This window comes from Pseudomonas sp. CM27, from assembly GCF_013179515.1.
In the GTDB taxonomy this organism is placed as follows: domain Bacteria; phylum Pseudomonadota; class Gammaproteobacteria; order Pseudomonadales; family Pseudomonadaceae; genus Aquipseudomonas.
This window is the reverse complement of sequence record NZ_JABMCN010000046.1, coordinates 6,494-28,321: the sequence shown is the minus strand read 5'-3', so window position 1 is coordinate 28,321 and position 21,828 is coordinate 6,494. Positions and strand designations below refer to the sequence as shown.

21 protein-coding genes, 1 pseudogene and 2 riboswitches are annotated in these 21,828 nt (G+C 64.5%); of the genes and pseudogenes, 15 read left to right on the top strand and 7 right to left on the bottom strand.

Annotation, left to right across the window (positions count from 1 at the left end; genetic code table 11):
• From HP547_RS08280 to HP547_RS08270, 3 genes are all read left to right on the top strand, one after another.
• The coding region (locus tag HP547_RS08280; protein ID WP_306140035.1) for a sigma factor-like helix-turn-helix DNA-binding protein at nucleotides 1-296 on the top strand (296 nt) is incomplete at its 5' end.
• Nucleotides 293-1,267: a FecR domain-containing protein gene (locus tag HP547_RS08275; RefSeq protein WP_172286006.1), complete on the top strand. Its 975-nt coding sequence runs from the start codon at nucleotides 293-295 to the stop codon at nucleotides 1,265-1,267. The genes HP547_RS08280 and HP547_RS08275, both read left to right, overlap by 4 nt.
• 93 nt (nucleotides 1,268-1,360) lie before the next feature.
• Nucleotides 1,361-3,793, top strand: a complete 2,433-nt coding sequence (locus tag HP547_RS08270; RefSeq protein WP_172286005.1) for a TonB-dependent siderophore receptor — start codon at nucleotides 1,361-1,363, stop codon at nucleotides 3,791-3,793.
• A 6-nt stretch (nucleotides 3,794-3,799) separates the two neighbouring features.
• On the opposite strand, the gene thpR is transcribed toward HP547_RS08270, so the two are convergent.
• Entirely contained in the window at nucleotides 3,800-4,345 is a 546-nt protein-coding gene (gene thpR / locus HP547_RS08265) for an RNA 2',3'-cyclic phosphodiesterase (RefSeq protein WP_172220257.1), read from the bottom strand.
• Between the two features lie 158 nt (nucleotides 4,346-4,503).
• On the opposite strand from thpR, the gene lpxO reads away from it, so the two are divergent.
• The 3 genes from lpxO to HP547_RS08250 all read left to right on the top strand — a co-directional run bounded on the left by lpxO (nucleotide 4,504) and on the right by HP547_RS08250 (nucleotide 6,515).
• Nucleotides 4,504-5,403: a lipid A hydroxylase LpxO gene (lpxO, locus tag HP547_RS08260; protein WP_172220274.1), complete on the top strand. Its 900-nt coding sequence runs from the start codon at nucleotides 4,504-4,506 to the stop codon at nucleotides 5,401-5,403.
• Between the two features lie 119 nt (nucleotides 5,404-5,522).
• Nucleotides 5,523-5,867 (top strand): carboxymuconolactone decarboxylase family protein, encoded by a 345-nt coding sequence (locus tag HP547_RS08255; RefSeq protein WP_013973174.1) that lies wholly within the window; start codon nucleotides 5,523-5,525, stop codon nucleotides 5,865-5,867.
• Nucleotides 5,868-5,945: 78 nt separating this feature from the next.
• On the top strand, nucleotides 5,946-6,515 hold the full coding sequence (locus HP547_RS08250; protein ID WP_172220277.1) for a GNAT family N-acetyltransferase: 570 nt from the start codon (nucleotides 5,946-5,948) through the stop codon (nucleotides 6,513-6,515).
• 33 nt (nucleotides 6,516-6,548) lie between these two features.
• Here the strand turns inward: HP547_RS08250 and HP547_RS08245 are convergent, their stop codons facing one another.
• Nucleotides 6,549-7,295, bottom strand: a complete 747-nt coding sequence (locus tag HP547_RS08245; protein ID WP_172220280.1) for an outer membrane beta-barrel protein — start codon at nucleotides 7,293-7,295, stop codon at nucleotides 6,549-6,551.
• A gap of 162 nt (nucleotides 7,296-7,457) precedes the next feature.
• Nucleotides 7,458-7,666, top strand: a riboswitch (cobalamin riboswitch).
• Nucleotides 7,667-7,774: 108 nt separating this feature from the next.
• Here HP547_RS08245 and HP547_RS08240 point away from each other — a divergent pair.
• From HP547_RS08240 to HP547_RS08210, 7 genes are all read left to right on the top strand, one after another.
• Nucleotides 7,775-9,901 carry a TonB-dependent siderophore receptor gene (locus HP547_RS08240; protein WP_172286004.1) on the top strand — a complete coding sequence of 709 codons (2,127 nt, stop codon included), beginning with the start codon at nucleotides 7,775-7,777 and terminating at the stop codon, nucleotides 9,899-9,901.
• Nucleotides 9,902-10,079: 178 nt separating this feature from the next.
• On the top strand, nucleotides 10,080-11,246 hold the full coding sequence (locus tag HP547_RS08235) for a DUF1624 domain-containing protein (protein ID WP_172286003.1): 1,167 nt from the start codon (nucleotides 10,080-10,082) through the stop codon (nucleotides 11,244-11,246).
• A gap of 27 nt (nucleotides 11,247-11,273) precedes the next feature.
• Nucleotides 11,274-11,472: riboswitch (cobalamin riboswitch) on the top strand.
• Between the two features lie 110 nt (nucleotides 11,473-11,582).
• Entirely contained in the window at nucleotides 11,583-12,593 is a 1,011-nt protein-coding gene (locus tag HP547_RS08230; protein ID WP_172220289.1) for an ABC transporter substrate-binding protein, read from the top strand.
• Nucleotides 12,593-13,609: an iron ABC transporter permease gene (locus HP547_RS08225; RefSeq protein WP_172286002.1), complete on the top strand. Its 1,017-nt coding sequence runs from the start codon at nucleotides 12,593-12,595 to the stop codon at nucleotides 13,607-13,609. Before HP547_RS08230 ends, HP547_RS08225 begins: the two co-directional genes overlap by 1 nt.
• Nucleotides 13,606-14,394, top strand: coding sequence for an ABC transporter ATP-binding protein (locus HP547_RS08220; protein ID WP_172286001.1), 789 nt, complete (start codon nucleotides 13,606-13,608; stop codon nucleotides 14,392-14,394). The genes HP547_RS08225 and HP547_RS08220 overlap by 4 nt, the downstream gene beginning before the upstream one ends.
• Nucleotides 14,395-14,411: 17 nt before the next feature.
• Nucleotides 14,412-14,846 carry a pseudoazurin gene (locus tag HP547_RS08215; protein WP_172220298.1) on the top strand — a complete coding sequence of 145 codons (435 nt, stop codon included), beginning with the start codon at nucleotides 14,412-14,414 and terminating at the stop codon, nucleotides 14,844-14,846.
• Complete coding sequence (locus HP547_RS08210; RefSeq protein ID WP_172286000.1) at nucleotides 14,843-16,180, top strand: OprD family porin; 1,338 nt, start codon at nucleotides 14,843-14,845, stop codon at nucleotides 16,178-16,180. The genes HP547_RS08215 and HP547_RS08210 overlap by 4 nt, the downstream gene beginning before the upstream one ends.
• Nucleotides 16,181-16,348: 168 nt before the next feature.
• On the opposite strand, the gene HP547_RS08205 is transcribed toward HP547_RS08210, so the two are convergent.
• The gene (locus HP547_RS08205; RefSeq protein ID WP_172286007.1) at nucleotides 16,349-16,846 is read right to left on the bottom strand and encodes a GNAT family N-acetyltransferase; all 498 of its coding nucleotides are present in this window, start codon (nucleotides 16,844-16,846) and stop codon (nucleotides 16,349-16,351) included.
• Nucleotides 16,847-16,977: 131 nt separating this feature from the next.
• Between HP547_RS08205 and HP547_RS08200 the strand changes: the two genes are divergently transcribed.
• Nucleotides 16,978-17,457: a hypothetical protein gene (locus tag HP547_RS08200; protein WP_172220304.1), complete on the top strand. Its 480-nt coding sequence runs from the start codon at nucleotides 16,978-16,980 to the stop codon at nucleotides 17,455-17,457.
• A 43-nt stretch (nucleotides 17,458-17,500) separates the two neighbouring features.
• Nucleotides 17,501-19,069 (top strand): sensor domain-containing diguanylate cyclase, encoded by a 1,569-nt coding sequence (locus HP547_RS08195; protein WP_172220322.1) that lies wholly within the window; start codon nucleotides 17,501-17,503, stop codon nucleotides 19,067-19,069.
• Between the two features lie 260 nt (nucleotides 19,070-19,329).
• Here HP547_RS08195 and HP547_RS08190 read toward each other — a convergent pair whose 3' ends face one another.
• From HP547_RS08190 to HP547_RS08175, 4 genes and pseudogenes are all read right to left on the bottom strand, one after another.
• Complete coding sequence (locus HP547_RS08190) at nucleotides 19,330-19,824, bottom strand: isochorismatase family cysteine hydrolase (protein WP_172285999.1); 495 nt, start codon at nucleotides 19,822-19,824, stop codon at nucleotides 19,330-19,332.
• A 69-nt stretch (nucleotides 19,825-19,893) separates the two neighbouring features.
• Entirely contained in the window at nucleotides 19,894-21,126 is a 1,233-nt protein-coding gene (locus HP547_RS08185) for a type II toxin-antitoxin system HipA family toxin (RefSeq protein WP_172285998.1), read from the bottom strand.
• Entirely contained in the window at nucleotides 21,110-21,364 is a 255-nt protein-coding gene (locus tag HP547_RS08180) for a helix-turn-helix domain-containing protein (protein ID WP_172220331.1), read from the bottom strand. Before HP547_RS08180 ends, HP547_RS08185 begins: the two co-directional genes overlap by 17 nt.
• Nucleotides 21,365-21,592: 228 nt before the next feature.
• Nucleotides 21,593-21,828: pseudogene (locus HP547_RS08175) on the bottom strand (calcium-binding protein); the annotation flags it as partial.

The window sequence follows — 21,828 nt, the reverse complement described above, 5'->3', positions numbered from 1 at the left end:
TTGATCGCCATCGCCGCCGCCAGCTCGAGCAAGCCTACCTCGAGCACCTGGCACGGCTGCCTGAAGCGGTAGCGCCCTCGGTCGAGGAACAACTGCTGTTGATCGAGGCCCTGGTGAGCATCGACCAGGTACTGGACGGCTTGCCAGCGGTGGTCAAGGCCACCTTCCTTTATAGCCAGCTCGACGGCATGAACTACGCCGACATCGCCGTCAAACTGCAGATCAGCGAACGCTCTGTGAGTCGCTACATGAAGCAGGCGTTGCGCCAATGCTACCTGAGCGAGGTGCAGCCATGAGCCGACCCGCCCTGGACCGCGTCGGCGAGCAGGCCATCGACTGGATGGTTGCACTCAGGGCCGCCACGCCTGACGACGCCCTGCTGCAGCGCGTCAGGCAGTGGCTGCAGCAGGACCCGGCTCACCAACAAGCCTGGAACCGCCTGGAACAGCGCCTTGGCCAGCCGCTAGCCGCCTTGCACGGGCTCAACCAACGGGCCCCCGGCCAGGCCGCAGAGGCGCGCCGCTTGCTGTTGCAGCCGACCCGGTCGCGGCGTGAGGTACTCGGAGCCATGGCCAGCCTGGGCCTGTTTGGCTCTGCCCTGTGGGGCGGCTGGCGCAGCGACACGGCGCAGGGCTGGCTGGCCGACCTGCATACTGCCCGCGGGGAACGGCGCAGCTTTACCCTCTCCGATGGCAGCTGCCTGAGCCTGAACAGCGCCAGCGCAGTCGACGTGCAGTTCGATGCCGGGCAACGGCTGCTGGTGTTGCGTCACGGCGAGCTGCAGATCCAGGTCGCGCGCGACCGGCAGCGGCCGCTGCGGGTGCGCACGGCGCAGGGGCAGGTGCAGGCGCTGGGGACGCGCTTTCTGGTCAGCCAGGAAGATGCCGCCACCCGGGTGGTGGTGCTGCAGCACAGTGTCCGCGTCAGCCTGGTCGATGGCCAGTCAACCGAGTTGCAGCAGGGTCAGGCAGCCCTGCTGCAGGGTCACCGCATCGAGCGCCTGACCGACGAACAGCAGCAGCGCGCTGCCTGGCTGGAGGGTCGGCTTGAGGTACTCGACCAGCCATTGCATAGCGTGATCGACGCGTTGCGCCCCTACCAGCGTGGCTACATCCGGCTGGCCCCGGCAGCGCGAGATCTGCGGGTACAGGGCGTATTTACGCTGGATCAGCCCCTGCAGGCATTGGCGGCGTTGGCCGAAGCGCTGCCAATCAAGGTCGAGCACTTCGGCCCGTGGCTGATGCTGATCGACCTGGAAACCGCCTGATGCAAATATTTGTAAAAATCATTCGCATTTCTGGCAAGTTTTCCGCGCTCGTCCCACATACCTCCTGACAGCCATCTCATTCGGGAGTAATCCGTGTACAACCCTTGGCCCCGCGCCCTGCCCCTCGTCGCCGCCGTGACCAGCTTCAACGTGCTCGCCCAGGCGCAAACCCTGGCGTTCGACCTGCCAGCCGCCAGCCTGGCGCATACGCTCAACCGGATTGCCAGCCAAAGTGGCCACATCATCGCCCTGGAGCCTGGGCTGGTGCGCGGCAAGCAGGCGCCTGCCGTGGTCGGCCAGATGAGCGCCGAACAGGCGATGCAAGCTGCCCTGGCCGGCAGTGGCCTGGCGTTGCGGGTGTCCGCCGACGGGCATTTCAGTGTGGCGCCCGCCAGCCTGGGGGGCGATGTCATGGAGCTGGGCAGCACCAGCATCACCGACAATTACCTGAATGCCACCAGCGAGGGCAGCGGCTCGTATGCCGCCCGCGCCGTCACCCTCGGCAAAGGCACCCATACCCTCAAGGAAATCCCCCAGTCCGTCACCGTCATCACCCGCAAGCAACTGGACGACCAGGGCATCACCGACCTGCAGGACGCGCTCAACCACACCACCGGCATCGTCGGCGCACAAGGCATCGGCCCTGGCGTGGTGGTGACCTCGCGAGGTTTCCAGATCGATGACTGGCAGTACGATGGCGTGCCGATCCAGCGCAACAACTATTCGCTGGGCAACTGGGCGACGCAAGACCTGGTGTTTTTCGACCGCGTCGAAGTGTTACGCGGTGCCTCCGGCCTGCTGCAAGGCACCGGCAGCCCGGGCGGCGCGATCAACCTGGTGCGCAAGCGTGGCCAGGCGGCGCCGACAGTTACGCTGACGGGTAAAGCCGGCTCCTGGGACCACTACGGCCTGCAAGTGGATGCCGGCGGCCCGCTGACCAGCGATGGCCGGGTGCGCGGACGGGTTGTCGCGGACGAAGACCAGAGCGACAGCTTCATCGATTATGTCTGGAGCAAGAACCATTCGCTGTATGGGGCACTGGACATCGACCTCAGCGACGCAACCACCGTAGGCGGCGGTATCAGTTACAGCCGCCAGCAGTCCAGGCCGATGCTGCGCGGCATTCCACGCTACGCCAGTGGCAAGGCGGTTGACCTGCCTCGGTCGACCTATACCGGGGCCCGCTGGAGCCGTGCAGAAAACGACGTCACCACCTACTACCTGGACCTCGAACACCGCTTCAACGATGACTGGGCCTTCAAGGCTGCTGCCGTGCGCATGGATGAAACCAACACCTCCACCCACCAGCGCGTGCAAAGCACCGGCCAAGGCGTTGCGGCAGATGGCAGCGGCATCACCTACGCCGACTGGCTCACCGATTTTCACTCGACCAAGCTGGGCCTGGACATGAACGTGGTCGGCCACTTCGACACTGGCCCCCTGGCCCATGAGATCACCGTGGGCGGCAACTACGCCAAACTGACCTCGGACGACGCCTACTGGCGCAACTTCGACGCCGGCGGCAACATCTTCGATATCGATCATGACCGCCCCGAGCCCAGCCGGGACAGCGTCTTCGACGGCGACCTTGCACGTTCCAACCGGGCCAGCTACGACATTCGCCAGAAAGGCCTGTATGGCGCCTGGCGCGTCAAACCGACCCAGGACCTGACGTTGATTCTGGGCTCGCGCGTGAGCTGGTTCGACTACCGCTGGGACTCGATCGACTTCGACAGCCTGAGCGACCCAGGTACCCGTTACCCGACCAGCCGCATGACCGAATCGGGGCAAGTCACGCCGTATGCCGGGTTCGTTTATGACCTGACGCGCGAATGGGCTTGGTACGCCAGCTACACCGACGTGTTCGTCCCGCAGACCGAACGCGCCGTGGGCAATACGCCACTCAAACCGGTAATCGGTAGCAACTATGAAACAGGCCTGAAAGGCGAGCTGCTCGATGGCCGGGTCAATGCGTCGCTGGCGCTGTTCCGTTATGACCAGGAAAACCGCGCGGTCACCGATGTGGCGTCGGGCTTCGCCTGCGATGACTGGTACTGCTCCACCGCTGCCGGCAAGGTGCGCAGCCAGGGCGTCGAGGCCGAGATCAGCGGCGAAGTGCTGAGCGGCCTGCAACTGTTTGCCGGTTACACCTACAACACCACCAAGTTCCTCGATGACCCGGAGAACGAAGGCCGCACGTTCAGCCAGTGGACACCCAAGCACATGCTGCGCGCCTGGGCCGACTACACCCTGCCGCTGGACGGCCAGCGCTGGAGCACCGGCCTTGGTTTCACCACCCAGAGCCACACCCTGGGCTACGAGCGCACCTATACCGTGCCCGGGTATACCGTATGGAGCGCGCGGCTGGCTTATCAGCTGACCCCGGAAGTGAACGTTGCCGTCAACGCCAACAACCTGTTTGACAAGAAGTACTGGGTTGCCGGGTTCAACCAGCTTAATGGCAGCAACAATTGGGGCGAGCCGCGCAACTTCCTGCTGACGGTGAAGTACACCCCGGAACTCTGACCGGGTTCAGTCCGACAGCGGCCATTGCGCCAGCGGCCAGTACGCGCCCTTGCGCGACTCGTACAGGGTGAAATGGCGGGCCGCGAGGTAGAACTCCGGCGCGCTAGCAGCCTCTGGCGGCTGGCCGTGGTAGTCCCGGGAAAGCGTGAGGTGCGGGCGGTATTCACGGCTGGCCGGTTGCACGCCCAACGGTAGCAAGGCCTGCTGCAGGGCGTAGACCAGTTGCAGCAGGGCCGGTGGTACCTGCTGCGCCTCCAGCACCAGGGCGCTGGCCCGCTGCCACACCTGCAAACGGTCGAGCAGCAGCCGGGGGGGCTTGGCCGGCAGCGCCAACTGGTCGACCGCAGCGCATATCGCTGGCACCTGGGCGGCATCCACATCGCCGAGAAACAGCAGGGTCACGTGGAAATTGGCGGCCGCTACCGGCTTGCCGCTGCGCATACCCAGGCTGCGCCGCCAGTCGGCAAGCGCACGGCGCTGGGCATCACTGACCGGCAAGGCAAAAAACAGCCGCTTGAAGGGGGCGCCGCTGGGGCGGACATCCTGAACCATGTGAACTCCCGTACATGAATCGTTTGCGCAAGACTGTAGGGCATTACACCTAAGTCGCCCCGCACTTTCGTAACAATAAGTACAAACTGCCCCCATGATTGTTTATGCTGGCGGGCTTATGCCATGGCGCATGGCCATTTTTCGACAAGTAAACGTCCATGAAAATTGCACTCGTACTTATCTTCGTTTTCTCGATCGCCTATGTTCACCTGCGCGGTCGGGTGCGTCACAAGCTGACCCGCCAACTGGGTGACCACTCCAGCTTCCTGGCGCCGGTCAACGCCTTCCTTTACCTGTTTTCCAGGCACCCGGCCAAGCCTTACCTGCCGGTCGAAGCCTTTCCCGAACTGAAGCCGCTGCAGGACCACTGGCAGGAAATCCGCGAGGAGGGCCGCCAGCTGCTGCACGTGGGCGCAATCAAGAAGTCCGACAATTACGACGACGTCGGTTTCAACTCGTTCTTCAAGACTGGCTGGAAGCGCTTCTACCTGAAGTGGTATGGCGAAAGCCACCCGTCGGCAATGGCCCTGTGCCCGCGTACCACCGAATTGCTGCAAGGCATCGGCACGGTCAAGGCCGCCATGTTCGCCACCTTGCCGCCAGGCGCCAAGCTGGTGCGCCACCGTGACCCGTACGCCGGCTCGTACCGCTACCACCTGGGCCTGGACACGCCGAACGACGATGGCTGCTATATCGACGTTGACGGCGAGAAGTACTCCTGGCGCGATGGCGAGGGGGTGATCTTTGACGAGACCTATATCCACTACGCGGCCAACAACACCGAACACAACCGCATCATCCTGTTCTGCGACGTCGAACGCCCGCTCAAGTACCGCTGGGCCACGGCGTTCAACCGCTGGTTCAGCCGCAAGGTCATGGCCGCCGCGGCAGCGCCCAACGGTGCCGGCGACAAGACCGGCGGCATCAACCGGCTGTTTACCCGCATCTACAAGATCCGTGAGCGCGGCAAGGCGATGAAAAAGCGCAACCGCACACGCTACTACCTGGAAAAGTGGGCAGTGGTCGCCGCGCTGCTGCTGGTGTTCATCTACATCTGACCGGCGACGCAGGCCGTTTTGCCTACGACCTGCGTACACCCACCAAAGTACAAGCCTCACACCTGCCACTCTTCGACTAGCCTGAAAGCTCCACTCGCAACCACCCCAAGGTGAAGACGATGAGCATGATGGACTGGGACGCCTACCGTAAGCAGTTGATGGCCGGCATCGGCGATCTCAAGCAACTCTCCCCCGACACCGTGGCCGGCTACATGACCGCCAGTGGTGCGGGGGCCAAGACCAACCACCTCGACGCCAAGACCCGCGAGCTGATTTCCCTCGCCGTGGCCGTGACCACCCGCTGTGACGGCTGCATCGCCGTGCACTCGCAGCAGGCGGTCAAGCATGGCGCCAGCCGCGAGGAAATTGCCGAGGCGCTCGGCGTGGCCGTGGCGATGAACGCCGGGGCCGCACTGGTCTACTCGGCGCGGGCCATGGATGCAGTGGGCAAGGCCAACGGCTGAGCACAAACGGCGCCGCCACCCTTGCGCGACGGCGCCGCGCCGCCCAGACTGGGCGGCCCAGCCCGCGCAGGAACCCGCATGATCCACATTCGCCCCATGACGCCGGAAGACTTCGAACGTTTCTGGCCGACCTTCCAGGCCACCGTCCAGGCCCGCGAAACTTACGCATTCGACCCCGCCCTGAACGCCGAACAGGCCCGCCAATTGTGGCTGGAGCTGCCATTGCACACGCTGCTGGCAGAGGAGGATGGCGAGCTGCTGGGTTCGTATTACCTCAAGGCCAACGCGGCCGGCCCTGGCGCGCACGTGGGCAATTGCGGCTACATGGTCTGCGAGAGCGCCCGCGGCCGGGGCGTGGCACGCCTGATGTGCGAACATTCGCAGAAGCTGGCACGCCAGGAAGGCTTTCTGGCCCTGCAGTTCAACTCGGTGGTGGCCAGCAACGAGGTGGCGGTGGCGTTGTGGCACAAGCTGGGCTTCGAAACGGTTGGCCGGCTGCCCAAGGCCTATCGCCATGCGCGCCTGGGGCTGGTGGACTGCCTGGTGATGTACAAGTGGCTGGCCGATGAGCCGGTGACAGAGAAACCGCCGCTGCTGATCGGGCGCAAGAACATCGAAGCACGCGTGTCGCGGCGGCGCGGTCGGTAAAGGCCCTGCAGGTGCGTTTGCAGGGCCGCCGGATCAGAAGGCCAGGCCTATCTTGAAGCCGTACTCGTCGCGCTTGAGCTCGGTGTTGTCGGCCAACAGCGTCTCGTCGTCGAGCCGGTATTCGGTGCGGGTGTAGTACACGCCCGCCTGGATCGGCAGGTTGCCTTGCTGGTTCATCAGCAGGGTCACCTCGGCATAAGGGTTGGTGCGGTCTTTCATGTCCGCACTGTCACTGCCAAAGTCTTCCACCTTCAGTTTTACCCGGCCATCGAGGGTTCGCCGTACACCGGCTTCCACGCGCAAGGTGGCCGCATCGAACTGGTGGTTGTAACCCAACGCCGCCTTGGCGAACGGCGCCTTGTAGGTGAGTTCGCTTTCGATCCTGCGGTGCTCGGTTTCAAACCGTGACCACATGTAGCCGCCGCCCACGATCACATCGACGAAGTTGCGCGCATCCACCGCCGCACGCCAGCCCAGGTCCAGCCCTGCCTGCCCCTCCTTGAGTTTGTTGTCGTGCTTCTCGGCATACTTGCCTTCGGCACCCAGCTGGTAAATGAAACCGGACTCTGCGGTCATCTTGTTGCCAAAGCCGGCAAAGATGCCGCCTTCGTCAACGTGTTCGGTCTGGGTTTCACTGCCGCCCTGAAACTTGAATTCGTCGTAGGCGCCGAGAATGCCGACGGTGAACAGAGGGTCGGTGCTGGGTGCGGCATGGGCTGCCAACGGGGTGCCCATCAGGGCAAGGATGCAGGTGTGGCGGAGCAGGTTATGAGTAGGCATGCATCGATGTCTCCATGACATGTAAACGGGTAGCTAGCCCACATTCCGAAACGCCCGGCGGCGCGATAGTTCGAAAAAGCTTCAGCAAATATTCAGGAATTTGCCGTTCATCACGCGATTGCCTGTCAGCCCGATGGTTGACGACCGTGCTGTGCAGTGGTCATATGCGCGCCAGTTTCAGGTGCCCTGCGCCGCCGCGCGCAAGGTGAAACGGGAAGCCGGTGCATCGTGTTGCCCACGACAAGTCCGGCGCTGCCCCCGCAACGGTAAGCGAGCGAACCCTTCGAGATACCACTGTGCTCAGGCATGGGAAGGTGAAGGTTTCATGCCCCTCGCAAGCCCGGAGACCGGCCTGAAGCCTTGTTTGGCAACCCGCGGTGGGCGGGCGCAGGCCGGAATCCGTGCGCGCGCTCGCCTGCACGGCAAGCCTTTGCGTGTTTTCCACCGGGATGCATTCATTCCTGCAGCAGTGGAACGACATGTCCCGTATCTTCAAGCTTCACCCCCTGGCGGCCTGCCTGGCCGTCGCCCTGCCGGCCCAGGCCGATGACTTCGACCCAAAGCCTCTGGCCCTGCCGTCAACGGCCATCACCGACACGTTCGACAACCGCACCCTCGACCTCGCCACCCCGACGACGGCCGGGTCGCGCCTGGGCCTCAGTGCCCTGGAAACACCCGCCAGCACCAGCAGCATCAGCGCCGAGCAGATCCAGCAGCGCAACAACCTCAGCGTGCAGGATGCGGTAACCCGTTCACCGGGCATTACCTACATCGGCTCGCCAGGCGATGGCGGGACGGGGCTTGCAGCTCGCGGCTTCACCGGCCACGGCTCGGTGATGACGCTGTTCGACGGCGCGCGCATGTATGCCGGCGCGGGCACCCAGACATTCCCGGTCGACCCGTGGATGGTGGAGCGCATCGACGTGCTGCGTGGCCCGGCGTCGGTGCTGTATGGCGAGGGTGCAACCGGTGCGGTGGTCAATGTGATCCCGAAAAAGCCCTTCAGCGGCGACATCCGCAATCACCTGCGCCTGGGTTACGGTTCATGGGACCGCCAGCAGCTCGGGCTGGACAGTGGCGGTAGCCTGGACGAACGCCTGAGCTACCGGCTTACGCTGAACCAGCAAGCCGGCAATGGCTGGGTTGACCGCACCCCCTCGCACAGCCTGGCGCTCAGCGCCGCGTTGCGCTTCGACGCCACTGACGACCTCAGCTTCACCCTCGCCCACGAGCGCGGCGATGCCAAGCCTGCCAATTACTACGGCACGCCGCTGATCGACGGCCACTACCGCAGCAGCCTGCGCTACAAGAACTACAACGTGCAGAACGACAAGCAGCACTACGTCGATGAGTGGACCCGCCTGACCACGGACTGGACGCTGAGCGACCAGGTCAGCGCCAGCAACCAGCTGTACTACATGAAAAGCCGCCGCCACTGGCGCAATGCCGAGGCGTACAGCTGGGACGCCGCGCGCCAGCAGCTGCTACGCGGCAGCTACCTGGAGATCAAGCACAACCAGGAGCAGTTCGGCGACCGTCAGACGTTCGCCTTCGATCACAGCCTGTTCGGGCTGGCCAGCAAGACGGTGGTGGGTGCCGAGTACAACAAGGTCCGTTTCAACATCGACAGCAATGCGCCGTACGACGATGTGGGCGGCGACTACATCGACCCGTGGCAGCCGGAACCGGGCGACTTCCACAGCGCCTCGCCGCTGCGACCGCAATCGCTCGCCACCACCGGCACCTTCGCGCTGTTTGCGGAAAACCGCCTGCAACTCACCGATCGCCTGTCGCTGGTGACCGGCGTGCGCCGTGACCAGAACCATATCGACCGCGACAACCTGGGCAATGACAGCCGCAGCGACCGCAGCCTGCAAGGCGGCAACTGGCGCGCCGGGCTGGTTTTTGCGCTGACGGAGGATCTGTCGTTGTACGGCCAGTATTCCACCAGCGAGGACGGGGTAGACAACCTCATCAGCCTGAGCCCGGCACAGATGCACTACGACCTGACCGAAGCGAAGCAGACCGAAGTGGGCCTTAAGCAGCGCTTTTGGGAGGGGCGCGGCGAATGGACATTGGCGGCCTACCATATCGTCAAGAACAAGCTGCTGGTGGACGACCCGCTCACCCACGACAAGCAGCAGGCCGGCCAGCAGACCTCGGATGGCCTGGAGGCGACCCTGGAGCTGGCGCTGGCGCATCAGTGGCAGGTGTCGGTAAACGCGTCGCTGGTGCGCGCCAGGTATGACGACTTTGACGAGACGGTGGGTGGTGTAGCCCAGGACCGCGCGGGCAACCGGCCGGCAAACGTGCCCCGGCGCACGGCCAACCTGTGGTTGAGCAAAGGCTTTGGCCAGCAGGTGGAGGCCGGCGTGGGTGCGCGCTACGTGGATGAGCGTTATGCCGACACCGCCAATACCCAGAGCGCCCCCGGGTATACCGTGGTCGATGCCAATATCGCCTGGCGGGTGTTGCCGGATGTGCGTTTGGGCTTGCAGGTGAACAACGTGTTTGACAGGGAGTATGTGGTGTCGGCGTTCAGTGGTGAGCAGGGGTTGATGGGGATGCCACGGGCCTGGTTTGCGACGGTGGATTATAGGTTTTGAACTGGGTTGCCTGGGTCGGCTTGTTTGGGGCAGGGCTGGCATAGGGATCGCATCAGGGCTGACAGGCGCTGCATATCTGGTGGCAACCACCAGGCAACACAAAAACCCCTACCCATCAAACCCCAATAAGTTATAAGATAACATTCCATTTGACATCCATTCTTGCCAGCGATCCCCCATGACAAGCGCCAGCGCCACCCCTACCCTGCTTACCCAGCGCCTGCAGAGCATCGACGCCCTGCGCGGCCTGGTGATCCTGTTCATGCTCCTGGACCATGTCCGCGAAACCTTCTTCCTGCACCATCAGGTCGGCGACCCGATGGCCATCGACACCACCGAACCGTCGCTGTTCGTCAGCCGCACCCTGGCCCACCTGTGTGCGCCCGTGTTCGTCCTGCTGACCGGCCTGTCAGCCTGGCTGTACGGCGAGAAGTACCAGGGCCGTAGCGATGTCTCGGCGTTTCTGTTCAAGCGCGGGCTGTTCCTGGTGGTGCTGGAGTTCACCCTGGTCAACTTCGCCTGGACCTTCCAACTGCCGCCCAGCGTGATCTACCTGCAAGTGATCTGGGCGATCGGCGTCAGCATGATCGCCCTGTCGCTGCTGGTGTGGCTGCCACGCGCAGCCCTGATCGCCGTGGGCGCGATCATCATCGCCGGCCACAACCTGCTTGATGGCCTGCACTTCGGTGTGGAGTCGGCCCTGCACGTGCCATGGGCGATCCTGCATGACCGCGGCTGGCTGGAGTTCTCCGACAACCTGCGCCTGCGCACCTCCTACCCGGTGCTGCCGTGGATCGGCGTGATCGCCCTGGGTTACGGCCTGGGCCCCTGGTTCGCGCGCGGCAGCGAAGCCGGTCGACGCCAGCAGCGCTTGCGGGTGGCCGGGCTGATCGCACTGCTGGGCTTTGTCGTGCTGCGCATGCTCAACGGCTACGGCGAGGCGCCCTGGAATGGTTACCCGACCCTCACGCAAACCCTGATGAGTTTCTTCAACATCACCAAATACCCACCGTCGCTGCTGTTCCTGGCCCTGACCCTGGGCTGTGGCCTGCTGCTGCTGCGCGCCTTCGAGCGTGCCGGGCAGGCGCGCTGGATCAGCGCCCTGGCGGTGTTCGGTGCGGCGCCGATGTTCTTCTACCTGCTGCACCTGTATGTGTTGAAGCTGCTGTACCTGGCCAGTGTGGCGCTGTTCGGTCTCAACCAGGGCGACTACTTCGGCTTTGACGGCATCGCCGCGGTATGGCTGGCCGCGGTATTGCTGGCGGTTTCGCTGTACCTGCCGGTGCGCGGGTTCGCCCGCCTGAAGGCGCGGCGGCGCGACATCACCTGGCTGAAGTACTTCTGAAAAGCGTTTTAACCGGCGGCGTGATGGTCTACCATGCGGGCCGCCGGTTTCCACCACGGAAATAATAGGGAATCCCAGGCCTGCCAACACGGGCCAAACGGAACTGCCCCCGCAACTGTAGATGCCGAGCCTGCTCCATCGATGCCACTGGGTGACCGACCCGGGAAGGCCGGAGCCGGGCCATGACGCATCAGTCAGGAGACCTGCCGGCCTGCATTCACCAACCGGCGGGGTGTCCGGGATTGGCTATCAGTGTTGCCCCTGCCGCCAGCGGGGGCTCGGCGATGCCTGTCCGTGCGTTCCTCACCAGAACTGTCCGATAGGAGATCGCCCCGCATGCTGCCCCGCATCGCCACCCTGCTCGCCGGCCTTGGTTTTACCGGCCTGGCCCAGGCCGCCGCCACTCACTACCCGCTGACTGTCGATAACTGCGGCCAGCCGCAGACCTTCGCCCAGGCACCGGAACGCGCCGTCACCATCGGCCAGGCCGGCACCGAAATGCTCTACGCACTGGGGCTTGGTGACAAACTGGCGGGTACCTCGCTGTGGTTCAACAACGTGCTGCCCGAATACCAGGCACAGAACGACAAAGTGCCGCGCCTGGCCGACAACGACCCCAGCTTTGAGGCGGTAGCAGGCAAGCGCCCGCAACTGGTGGCGGTGCAGTTCGAATGGATGGTCGGCGCCCAGGGCGTGGTCGGCACCCGTGAACAGTTCGACGAACTGAACATCCCCACCTACCTGCTGCCCTCGGACTGCGAAGGCAAGGACAACCTGGTGGGCGCAGACGGCACTCGCCTGCAGGCGTTCCAGGTCGACAGCATCTACAAGAGCGTCAGCCAGCTGGCCGAGATCTTCGACGTGCAGGACCGCGGCACCGCCCTGAACACCGAACTGAAAGGCCGCCTGGACAGCGCCAGGGCGCAATTGGCCGGCAAGGACCTGTCGGCGACCTCGGCGCTGTTCTGGTTCTCCAGCGCCGACCTGGACATCGACCCCTACGTGGCAGGCCGCCAAGGGGTCGCCGACTTCATGCTGCGCAGCCTCGGCGTGCGCAACGTGGTCGAGTCCAGTGAGGAATGGCCAACCGTGGGCTGGGAAACACTGGCCAAGGCCAACCCGACCTGGCTGATCATCGCGCGCATGGACCGTCGCCGCTTCCCCGCCGATGACTACCAGAAGAAGCTTGAATTCCTGCGCAGCGACCCGGTTACCCGCAACATGGACGCGGTCAGGCACGACCGCATCATCATCCTCGATGCCGACGCCATGCAGGCGGGCATCCGCCTGTTCCGCGGTGTGCAGACGTTGGCCAGTGCCTTCGCCAGCGGTAAAGCAGCGCCGTGATGAGCCGCCTGCTACCCAGCCTCGCGGTTGCCCTGGCAGCCCTGCTGGCGGCGCTGCTGGCCGGCACCGTAATCGGCGAAACCAGCCTGTCGCCGAGCGTGGTCGGCCAGGTCCTGGCCAACCATTTGTGGCAGGCCGGCTACCCGGTCGACCCGATCGACGCCGGCATCGTCTGGAACTACCGCCTGACCCGCACCCTGGTCGCCGCAGCCTGCGGTGCCGGCCTGGCCACCTGCGGGGTGATCCTGCAGGCGCTGTTGCGCAACCCGCTGGCCGAACCGTACCTGCTCGGGCTGTCGGCCGGCGCCTCGACTGGCGCGGTGCTGGTCGGCCTGCTGGGGCTGGGCAGCCTGGCACTGAGCATGTCTGCCGGCGCCTTCATCGGCGCCGTGGCGGCATTCGCCCTGGTGCTGTTGCTGGCCCGCGCGGCCGGGCCCAGCAGCAACAACGCGCAGGTGATACTCGCCGGTATCGCCGGCTCGCAACTGTTCAACGCCCTGACAGCGTTCCTGATCACCAAGTCGGCCACTGCCGAGCAGGCGCGCGGCATCCTGTTCTGGCTGCTGGGCAACCTCAGTGGTGTGCGCTGGCCCTCGGTGTGGCTGGCGGTGCCGGTGGCGCTGTGCGGTTTGCTGGTGTGCCTGTGGCATCGCCGAGCGCTGGATGCCTTCACTTTTGGCGTCGATTCGGCTGCGTCGCTGGGCATCCCGGTGCGCCGTACCCAGTTGCTGCTGATCAGCTGCGCGGCGCTGGTGACGGCGGTGATGGTGTCCATCGTCGGCGCCATCGGCTTTGTCGGCCTGGTAATCCCGCATGCCCTGCGGCTGATCCTCGGCCCCGGCCACAGCCGTCTGCTGCCGGCCAGCGCCCTGGGCGGCGCGCTGTTCCTGATTGCCGCCGACATCCTTTCGCGCACGCTGATCAGCGGCCAGGTAATCCCGGTTGGTGTTGTCACCGCACTGATCGGCGCACCGGTCTTCGCCTTGATTCTGGTCAGCCGTCGAGGGCGCCCATGACAGTCATGACCGCGCTACAGCTCGCGCCCTTGAGCTGCCAGGGCCTGGGGCTGCAACTGGCCGGCAGAACCGTGCTCGAGGCTATCGACCTCGATGTGGTGAGTGGCGAAACCCTGGGCATCGTCGGCCCCAACGGCTCCGGCAAATCCTCGCTGCTGAAGTTGCTGGCGGGGCTGCGCAAACCGGCCAGCGGCAGCGTGCAGCTACTGGGCGAACCCCTGGCGCGGTTGCCGCGCCGTCGTGTTGCTCAGGCCTTGGCACTGGTCGAGCAGCAGGCCGACACCCTCGATGCGATCAGCGTATTCGACGCCGTGGCCCTTGGCCGTACACCCTGGCTGTCGGCACTGGCACCGTTTGCCTCGCAAGACCGCGCCATCGTCGAGCAAGCCTTGGCCGACCTCGATGCCCTGCACCTGCGCACACGCCTGTGGGGCTCGCTGTCCGGTGGCGAGCGCCAGCGCGTGCACATCGCCCGCGCCCTGGCGCAGCGGCCGCAGGTGTTGCTGCTGGACGAGCCGACCAACCACCTGGATATCCAGCACCAGCTGAGCCTGCTGCAACAGGTGCAGGCGCTGCCGGTAACCACCCTGGTGGCCCTGCACGACCTCAACCAGGCGCTCACCTGCGACCGCATCGCGGTACTCGACCAAGGCCGCCTGGTCGCCCTCGGCAAACCGTTCGAGGTACTCACCCCCGAACGCCTGCTGAGCACCTTTGGCGTCCATGCCCGCTACCTCACCGACCCTTTCGACGGCGCGCGCATCCTGCGTTTCCGCGCCCCCTGAACCAGGAAGTTCTGCCCATGCTGTTGCGCCCTGTCGCCCTGCTGCTCGCCAGCGCCCTGCTTGCCCCGGCCGCGCTGGCCGAGGTGCATGAAGTGAAAATGCTCAACCGTGGCAGCGAGGGGGCAATGGTCTATGAGCCGGACCACCTGCACATCGCCCCCGGCGACAGCGTGCGCTTCCTGCCCACCCAGAGCGGCCACAACGCAGCCAGCGTCGCAGGGTTGCTGCCCGCCGGCGCCGAACCGTTCAAGAGCAAGCTGAACCAGCCGTTCGAGCAGACGTTCAGCGTGCCCGGGGTGTACGGCATCCAGTGCATTGCGCACCTGGCGATGGGCATGGTGATGCTGATCCAGGTGGGTGACGCGCCGGCTGCAGAACTGCCCGCCAGCTTGCCGGCACGGGCCAAAACGCGCTTTGCAGCACAACTGCAAAAGCTTGGGGCCGGGCAATGACCCGACTGCTGCTGGCCCTACCGCTGCTGGGCCTTGCCCCCTTCGCCCAGGCCGAATCCGCCCAGTCGCAAAGCAATGGTTTTGTCGAGGATGGCAGCTGGAATATCCTCAACCGCAGCGTGTTCGACCAGCGCGACTTCAAGCATGGCGGGCGCAACAGCGCTGCGCGCAATGCCTACAAGCCACGTAGCGAGCGCAACGGCAAGGCCGAGGAATGGGCCTATGGCTTGATGGGCAGCGTGCAGTCCGGCTTCACCCAAGGGCTGATCGGTGTCGGCGTGGATGCCCATGCCTATCTGGGCGTGCAGCTCGACAGCGGCGGCGGCCGCGCGGGCAAGGCGCGCCTGCTGGGGGTGGACAACGCTGGCCACCCAAAAAACCAGTACAGCCGCGCAGGGGCTGCGCTGAAGCTGCGCCTGTCCAATACCGTGCTGTCTTATGGTGAGCAACGGATCAAGACCCCGGTGTTCAGCTCGTCCGACAGCCGCCTGCTGCCCGAGACCGCCACCGGCTTCTTCCTCACCAGCAACGAGGTCGACACCCTCAAGCTGGTGGCCGGGCATTTCAACGAAAGTACCGACCGCAATGCGTCCAGCCACGACCAAGGCTTTGTGGTGAACTATTCCAACGGCCGCCAGGGCAACAGCTTCGACCTGGCGGGCGTAGTCTGGAACCCCGCCCCCGCCTTCAGCGGCAGCCTCTACAGCTCACGCTACGAGGACAGCTGGAACCAGCACTACCTGGGCAGCACGCTCAGCCATGCCCTGGATGATCGCCGCAGTATCAGCCTGGACCTCAACCTGTACCGCACCACCGACACCGGCAAGGCGCTGTCAGGGCGTATCGACAACACCACCTGGAGCCTGGTCTCGCGCTACAACCAAGGGCCGCACGGTTTCAGCCTGGGCTGGCAGCAGGTGGACGGCAATACGCCTTTCGATTACGTGACCCGAGGGGCGATCTTCATTGCCAACGCGGTGCAGATGTCGGACTTCAACGCGCCGAACGAAAAGTCGTGGCAGGCCCGCTATGACCTGAATATGGGCGCCTACGGCGTGCCGGGGCTGAACCTGACGGCGTTGTACGTGCGCGGGTTCGATATCGATGGCAGCCACGTCGACCCTGCGGGCGGTTATGCGTACCTGGGCTACGGCAAGGGTGGCAAGCATTGGGAGCGGGACCTGGAGGCGCGCTATGTGGTGCAGAGTGGCAAAGCCAAGGGCACCACGTTTTCGCTGAGGCATAACGTGCACCGGGGCAATACGGCGCAGGCAGAGCTGGATGGGGACCAGATACGCTTGGCGGTGGAATGGCCGTTGTCGGGGGCGTTCTGACACCCCCGCGTTGCTTGAGTCGGGGCTGATGCGCTGATCCGTGTATTGGCTGGACCGGCCCTTTCGCGGGTAAACCCGCTCCTACAGGGTCCCTGCTAAATCAGTCAGCTATGTGCAGTTCCAGGAGCGGTTTAGCCGCGAAGAGGCCAGCGCGGCGCTTTGTCATTGTCAGCCCAGGCGCAACTGCATGTGGGTGGTCTGCCAGACCGGGTCCTGCTCCACATCCACCACCGCGAACCCTTGCCGCTGCCAGAACGCGATCGCCCCCGGCAGGAACGGGTGGGTATGCAGGTACAGGCAGTCGACACCCGCCTGCTCCGCTCGCTCGCGCAATGCCGCAAACAACGCCGCGGCCAGGCCATGCCGACGGTAGGCCGGCGAGACGAACAGGCGCACCACCTCGACCACCCGCCGGGCGCGGTAATCGAGCTGGGCAAAGCGGTGGTCATAAGGCAGATAGCCGATCACCGCCACCAGCTGCCCGTCATCACGGGCCTCCAGAAAGCAGCCCGCGCCGTCCAGGTAGGTCTCGGCGAACTGCGCCAGGTCACGCGGCAACGGTGCATTGGCCAGCATCGGGAACAGCTCGCGGCGGGCGCTGTCGACAAACGCCACGACTTCGGCAATGGCGTCGCGCGCCACAGGTTGCAGGGTGCAGTTCGGCATGTGGCTCATGGCAGTGGTCGAAAGGCCAGAGTTCTACCCCAGTGTGCCGCGCAAGGCAAATCACAGGGCTCGTCGTGGCCCGCTGGACATCGGTATAATCGGCAGTCTTCACTGCCCGACCAGGCCACCTCATGCCTCGCTTCCAGACGTTGCTGTTGCCCCTGCTGCTGACTGCCGCCCTTGCCGCCTGCGACCAGAAACCCTCTCGTGAACAACAGATCCTTGCCCAGTTGCCGCTGCAGGATGCCTACACGCACAACATCGAACGCATGGCCGTGCTCCTGCGCCGCACCCACCCCCAGTTGCCGCAAGCGACCATCGAGCAAGTGCTGCGCAAGCACCTGACCGTCGAGGACCAGCGCCAGGACCTGTTCCGGCTGTACAGCGAAAAGAACTTCAGCGACGCCGAGTTCGCCACCATCGTGGCCGCCACCCAGGACCCGGCCAAGGCCCGCGCCCTGGAGGACACCGAAGCCGGCAAACGCCTGAGCGAGAAACTCACCGCACTGATGCGCGAAAGCGCCCGCGACGTGAAGGTGCAAGCCCTGGTAGAACAGCGTATGCAGCAGGTGGAAGACGAGCTGAGCGCGCTGCAAAAAGCCGGTTCCTGAGCGCCGCTGCCCACACCACCCACCGCATCGACCGAGGTCAGGATTGCCACACGCCAAGCACGGATTGCGCCTGGATCTACGCACACTCATTCTGGTGCTGTGCGCCTTTACCGCCCTGGTCATGCTGTGCGCCAGCTATTTTGCCAGCTACCGGGTGCAGCGCCAGCTGCTGATCGACCACGCCCTTGAAGCCAACCGGGTGTATGCATCAAAGCTGGCAGCCATCACCGAAACCTTCATCGGCAACGCCTTGCAGCAGCTGTCGTTCAGTGCCGGTGTGCAAAGCCGGCAGCTGGGCGACGGCGCAGCCCTGCAAGGGGAAACCGACCGCGTCCTGGGCCAGAGCATGGCCTTCAACTCAACGTTCGTGATCGATACCAACGGCGTGCTGCTGGCGATTTCACCGGCGCCGCTGCGGCACCTGGTCGGTAGCCGTATGCAGTCGCCCGGCGTGCAAGAGGCGCTGCAGGCGCGCAGCCCGCTGGTTTCCACTCCTTACGTGTCGGCGGCCAGCAACCTGGTGGTGGCGCTGTCGCACCCCATGTTCGACAGCAACGGCCGCTACCTCGGGTACGTTGGCGGCAGCTTGTACCTGCGTGAGCGCAACATTCTCAACAGCCTGCTGGGCGAGCACTTCTACAAGGACGGTTCATACCTGTATGTGGTCGACCGTAACCGGCGGCTGTTGTATCACCCCGACAGTCAGCGGGTGGGCTCGGTGGTGCAAGGCAACGCCCTGATCGACCAATTGACCACACTGGGCAGCGGCACCCGGCAACTGACCAACAGCCAGGGCGTGGAAATGCTCGCCGGTTTCGCCAACGTGCCCAGCGCTGGCTGGGGCGTTGTGGCGCAGCAGCCGTTGGCGCAGACAGTAGCGCCACTGAGCCACCTGATACTCAACGTGGTTGGCACCTCGGCCCCCTTCGCGCTGGTGGGCAGCCTGCTGCTGTGGTGGCTGGCGATGACCATTGCCCGGCCACTCTGGCAACTGGCCGCAGGCGCCCGTTCGATGGACCGCGCTGGCACTGCCGAGCGCCTGCACCGAGTGGCGGCCTGGTACTACGAGGCGGCCGAGCTCAAGCGCGCCTTGCTGTTCGGGCTGAACCTGCTGCAGGAGCGCATCGGCCGGCTCAATCGTGACGCCCAGACCGACCCGCTCACCGGCCTGGGCAACCGTCGCGGCCTGGATTTCAGCCTGTCGCTGCTGGAAGCCGAGGGCCGGGCGTTTGCGGTAATCGCGCTGGACATCGACCATTTCAAGCGGGTCAATGACAGCCATGGCCACGAGGTCGGCGACCAGTTGCTGCGGCGTCTGGCAGAACTGATGCGCCGCTGCTGCCGCGAGGGTGACCTACTGTGCCGCACCGGCGGCGAGGAGTTCCTGATGCTGCTGCCGGGGGCGAGCCTGGAGGCGGCGGCAGCGGTCGCCGAACGGCTGCGGGCGACGGTTCAGGCCACGCCGATGCCGCCGGTAGGCGCGGTGACTGTATCGCTGGGCGTGGCACGCTGGAGCGGCGAAACCGGCGAGCCCGGTGATGCCTTGAGTGATGCCGACCGGGCGCTCTACCAGGCCAAGCAGCAGGGGCGCAACCGGGTAACGGTTACTTGATCCCCTGCCGGCGTTGGGCTGCACAGCAGCCCTGGCAGGTTGACCAGGTTTTCCGTGCGCCCGTCGGCGCCGGGCCAGCTCGGTGATCTGTGGCGTGACCTCGACCGTGGCCCTGGCCTGATAGGCCCGGGCGAAGTCCTTGAAGCCGGAGAAGGTCGAAACTGCCAGGTAATGGCCATAGTCCGGGTACGAGACTGGCCCTGTCTCGATCCGTGCCCGCGCGCCCGGTTGAGCATTGGCGTCGCCTGACGGCAAAGTGATTACATGCCTGTGGACTGCCTCGCCAGTTCGGCCAGTACCGCTGCCGAGGTGGTGACCTGGCGGAAGTGATGCTGCCACAGCTCGATGCCCAGCTTGCCCGAGCGGTCCAGCGACGAGCCAACCGTCATGTCGGTGACCAAGGTCGGCATCAGCCCCGCATCGAACAGCGCGAAGCCTGCGGCCAGCACGCAGGTTTCGGTCTGCAGCCCACACACCAGCACCCGCTCCACGCCCAGTTGGCGGATGTACTCGATGGCCTCGGCGCTTTGCCCGTAGCCATGCTTGACGAACACCTGGTCGGCCTCGATCAGGCTCTCGTCTTCGGCCGCCGGGTGCCAGCCAAGCTGACGCTCGAACGGGGTGACCTGCTCGTCGTGCAGCTCGACCGAGGCGATGGTGGGAATGTTCGCCGACAACCGTCGCAAGCCATCGACCAACCATTCCGGCGGGCTGAAGGTGGACTGGACATCGACGATGAGCAAAACCTGGCGCATGGGCGGATTCCGGCACGGGCAAAAGCCGCGGAGTATAGCGCGACGCTGATAACGCAGTCGCCCCGTGAACTAGGGCTCGATACTCCTGGCCAACCCCGAGGCCCATGCAGCGGCCATCTTCGCCCCTACCTCATCGAATTGCGGATGGCTGATGCGGTAATCCGAAAGCTCGCCCATCGCACGCTTCATCCCGGTCGCCACTCTGGCGAGCAACTCGTTGCAGCGTGCTTCGGTGAGGTTGCATGCCGTACGCCCGAACTGTACCAGCATCTTGCGCTTGGGCCAGGCTTTCGAACCGCCCAGCAGTAGCCCCATGATGTCGCGGCTGCTGTAAACCGTCGTGGTTACCAGGTCGTACACGGGTGCGAGCCAGATGTCGGCGTCCTCTGCACAGTTTTCGTAAAGCAGGCCAAAATTCTTCAGGTGGGCATCGCCGTTCTGGATGCCGGCGCACAGCGCAACCATCATGAAAAAGTGTTCCAACGCGGCAGGAATCCGAGCGGGCGTGACATACAGCTTTATCAACTGGGCGCAGCCCTGATAACTGCCGTCATACTTCTTGCGCGCTTCCCATCCCGAGAGCACGCACATGTCTTCGAATCCAAGATAGGCGTCGTCACCGATATCGAAGCGTTTCACAACCAGAAATTTGCCGTGCTGGCTGAGCTCGAAATCAGGTACTTCGAGCCCGCAATGCAACGCCGCCCGCATGCAGAAAAACTCGTTGGCGGCCAACTGGGGAAAGTCGGATTCATTGAAGGCTTTCACCAGATGCGTGGCACCTCCATGGGTCAGCCGATCCACATCGGGGGAAGTCTGCTCGATGTCCCGCACCAGGACCTTGGGTTGCACACCGGAGACGCCCGAGTACGCCGCGTAGGTGTCCATGAGTTCAGCAAACAGGCCTTGCGCCCCGTCATGCACCAGCAGGTTGGACAGTTTGATCCCTGGCAGAACATCCTTACCGGGATGCTGGGCAATGCTGATACGCCCAAGCTGATGCGGGCCGACAATCGCCAGCAGCGCGAAGTCGTCAAAGCCGCGCACCGACTTGCCGAACCGCCGGATGAGCTCAGCCTTGAGGTGGCCTTCTGGCAGGTTCATTTCAAACAAGGGGTGGATGCCGTATTCCCACTTGTAACTCTCCAGGCGCGTTGGCATGGTCAAGGAGACGGCCTGGTCTTCGGTAGCCGATGAGTTGTAGGTAAAAACAGTGTCGCGCGGGTTCTCTTCACTGCGCCCCAGGGTCCCGGCAGTCGTACCACCTGCTCCGATATACAAGCGGTCACTCTGCCGGATCATGAATGCCCCCGCCCTTCAACTCGTCGAGTGTACGCCGCCGCCGCTTGGGCATTGCAGTCAGTTCGTAGCCCAGGCCCTCGAGGATCGCGGCAACCTTGCGAATACCGACCTCGGGTATCGAATTGTTTTCGATCCCCGAGATGGTAGCGCGGCTCATGCCGTGACGTAGCGCGAGCTGGGCCTGGGAAAGCCCGGCTGCTTTGCGCAGTTTCTTGATCAGAGCACCAAGGTCGTTCATGTGTCCTGCACTGTATGCGATGCATATCTATATAAACACGATAAATGCATCGTATTTGATTCATAATTAGCTGTACAGGCGTTTCTCCATCCTCTAGCGGTAAGGCGACCAGGAAGTAATTGGGTCGCAACAGGGCTGACAGGTGCCTGCCACAGCATATGCAGCGCCTGTCAGCCCTGATGCGCTTCCGCCCGCGAAGGGCTGCAAAGCAGCCCCCCGCCACCCACCTCACCCCGCCAGGATGAAGTCCGCCACCGTCACCGTGGTCGCATCCGCCACCCCCACCAGGCGAATGGAGTCGGCAGCGCCGATGCTGACCAGCGTATCCGCGCCGACATCGGCGATGGTGACGCTGGCGGCAAAGGTTGCCGCAGTGATATTGAGGCCAGTGATATCCAGCCGGTCCTGGCCGCCCGCCGCAATGGCATCGAAGCTGATGATCAGGTCGTTGCCAAAACCGGCAG

Excerpts from the sequence above, each read along its gene's own strand:
- HP547_RS08275 (WP_172286006.1), top strand. The coding sequence starts at position 293 with ATGAGCCGACCCGCCCTGGACCGCGTCGGCGAGCAGGCCATCGACTGG.
- thpR (WP_172220257.1), bottom strand. The coding sequence starts at position 4,345 with ATGGTTCAGGATGTCCGCCCCAGCGGCGCCCCCTTCAAGCGGCTGTTT.
- lpxO (WP_172220274.1), top strand. The coding sequence starts at position 4,504 with ATGAAAATTGCACTCGTACTTATCTTCGTTTTCTCGATCGCCTATGTT.
- HP547_RS08255 (WP_013973174.1), top strand. The coding sequence starts at position 5,523 with ATGAGCATGATGGACTGGGACGCCTACCGTAAGCAGTTGATGGCCGGC.
- HP547_RS08250 (WP_172220277.1), top strand. The coding sequence starts at position 5,946 with ATGATCCACATTCGCCCCATGACGCCGGAAGACTTCGAACGTTTCTGG.
- HP547_RS08245 (WP_172220280.1), bottom strand. The coding sequence starts at position 7,295 with ATGCCTACTCATAACCTGCTCCGCCACACCTGCATCCTTGCCCTGATG.
- HP547_RS08240 (WP_172286004.1), top strand. The coding sequence starts at position 7,775 with ATGTCCCGTATCTTCAAGCTTCACCCCCTGGCGGCCTGCCTGGCCGTC.
- HP547_RS08235 (WP_172286003.1), top strand. The coding sequence starts at position 10,080 with ATGACAAGCGCCAGCGCCACCCCTACCCTGCTTACCCAGCGCCTGCAG.
- HP547_RS08230 (WP_172220289.1), top strand. The coding sequence starts at position 11,583 with ATGCTGCCCCGCATCGCCACCCTGCTCGCCGGCCTTGGTTTTACCGGC.
- HP547_RS08225 (WP_172286002.1), top strand. The coding sequence starts at position 12,593 with ATGAGCCGCCTGCTACCCAGCCTCGCGGTTGCCCTGGCAGCCCTGCTG.
- HP547_RS08220 (WP_172286001.1), top strand. The coding sequence starts at position 13,606 with ATGACAGTCATGACCGCGCTACAGCTCGCGCCCTTGAGCTGCCAGGGC.
- HP547_RS08215 (WP_172220298.1), top strand. The coding sequence starts at position 14,412 with ATGCTGTTGCGCCCTGTCGCCCTGCTGCTCGCCAGCGCCCTGCTTGCC.
- HP547_RS08210 (WP_172286000.1), top strand. The coding sequence starts at position 14,843 with ATGACCCGACTGCTGCTGGCCCTACCGCTGCTGGGCCTTGCCCCCTTC.
- HP547_RS08205 (WP_172286007.1), bottom strand. The coding sequence starts at position 16,846 with ATGCCGAACTGCACCCTGCAACCTGTGGCGCGCGACGCCATTGCCGAA.
- HP547_RS08200 (WP_172220304.1), top strand. The coding sequence starts at position 16,978 with ATGCCTCGCTTCCAGACGTTGCTGTTGCCCCTGCTGCTGACTGCCGCC.
- HP547_RS08190 (WP_172285999.1), bottom strand. The coding sequence starts at position 19,824 with ATGCGCCAGGTTTTGCTCATCGTCGATGTCCAGTCCACCTTCAGCCCG.
- HP547_RS08185 (WP_172285998.1), bottom strand. The coding sequence starts at position 21,126 with ATGATCCGGCAGAGTGACCGCTTGTATATCGGAGCAGGTGGTACGACT.
- HP547_RS08180 (WP_172220331.1), bottom strand. The coding sequence starts at position 21,364 with ATGAACGACCTTGGTGCTCTGATCAAGAAACTGCGCAAAGCAGCCGGG.